Source organism: Actinotalea ferrariae CF5-4 (assembly GCF_000603945.1).
Classification (GTDB): Bacteria; Actinomycetota; Actinomycetes; order Actinomycetales; family Cellulomonadaceae; genus Actinotalea; species Actinotalea ferrariae.
On sequence record NZ_AXCW01000394.1, the window covers coordinates 1 to 1501 of the forward strand.

Annotated in this window: 1 protein-coding gene; it reads left to right on the top strand. The window is 68.6% G+C overall.

Going from position 1 to position 1501, the window contains the following annotated elements:
- The first annotated feature begins 269 nt into the window (after positions 1 to 269).
- The gene (locus tag N866_RS18145; protein WP_216699488.1) at positions 270 to 1394 is read left to right on the top strand and encodes a DNA cytosine methyltransferase; all 1125 of its coding nucleotides are present in this window, start codon (positions 270 to 272) and stop codon (positions 1392 to 1394) included.
- The last annotated feature ends 107 nt before the right edge of the window (positions 1395 to 1501 follow it).

Consider the following 1501-nt stretch of genomic DNA (forward strand, 5'->3'; position numbering starts at 1 on the left):
CGAAGACGGCGATGTGCGCTCGGGTGAACAGCACGTCGGCACGACGGCGCCGCAGGTCGGGAAGCGGGTGATCCACACGGAACCGAAGGCCGCGACGGTGCAAGGCCTTCCGGAGCGCCAGCTCCGGGACCGTGTCGCGCCGGCGCTGCCGGGACATGCGGTCGGAGACTGCGACCGACGAAGGAACGGGAACATGGGGCGGAACAGCCCGAGCCGCCGGTCCGCGCGCCTCGGCCGACGTGTCGTCCCCGCCGGCTAGCGTGGGCCCCATGGTCACCCCCCAAGGATCGCGCAGCCTCGACGCGCCCGAAACCGGCATGTCGTCGTTGACGGTCCTCGACCTCTTCGCCGGCGCGGGCGGGCTCAGCGCCGGTCTGGGATCAAGTGGTGGCTACCGGACCGTTCAAGCTGTCGAGATGGACATCGCCGCGGCGGCCACGTACGCGGCCAACCACCCGGAGGCCGACGTCTTCGTCGGTCCGATCCAGGACTGGCTCCGCACGAGCGACATCCCGTCGGTCGATGTCATCGTCGGCGGGCCGCCGTGCCAGGGTTTCTCGACGCTGGGTAAGCAGGACGCCGAGGACGAGCGGAACACCCTCTGGGAGGAGTACGCCCACACGATCGTGCGGGCGAGGCCCCGCTACTTCGTGGTGGAGAACGTCGCCGCCTTCATGAAGTCGGCTCAGTACGAGCAGTTCGTGCAGGCAGTGCAGCCCGGCGGTCAGCTCGCGGACTACACCTTCGAGGCCCGCGTCCTCAACGCCGCCGATTACGGCGCCTTCCAGGCGAGGAAGCGCGCGGTGCTCATCGGGCACCATCGCGACCTGCCCTTCCCCGGGTGGCCGACGCCGACCCATGTTGGCGCCCACCTGACCGTGCGCGAGGCCTTCCGAGGCATGGACGGCACCTGGGACGCCCTCGACCTGCCCGATCGGACGCACACCTTCGCAGGGGTGGAGCTGCCCGGCGTGTTCCGCACCCGTGAGCTCCACATCGGGCGGGTCTACTCGCCGGTCTCAATGGCACGCTTCCGCCGCATCCCACCGGGAGGGAACCGGTTCGACCTCCCGGACGATCTCCTTGCCCCGTGTTGGCGTAAGCACACGAGCGGCTCGGGCGACGTCATGGGACGGCTGCGCTGGGACCAGCCGTCCGTGACGATCCGCACCGAGTTCTTCAAGCCCGAGAAGGGCCGCTACCTGCACCCGGAGCAACACCGGGCCATCACGCACTACGAGGCGGCGATCCTCCAAGGGTTCCCTCGCGACTACAAGTGGGTCGGGTCGAAGACCGCGATCGCCAGGCAAATCGGTAACGCGGTGCCGCTGCCCTTGGGTGCCGCACTCGGGCAGCAACTGACCGCTGCGTCGCGCCGCTCTGAACGGCGTTGATGTGAACGATTTCGAGGCACTTTCTCGCCTTGTGGGCGGAAGGGCGGTCGAGCCATTCATTCGCTCGATTCGTTTCCCGCGTTATAAGGGCTCATCGCAATCGAGGG

Bases quoted from the DNA above. Each gene is read 5' to 3' on its own strand.
- N866_RS18145 (WP_216699488.1), top strand. From the start codon at position 270: ATGGTCACCCCCCAAGGATCGCGCAGCCTCGACGCGCCCGAAACCGGC.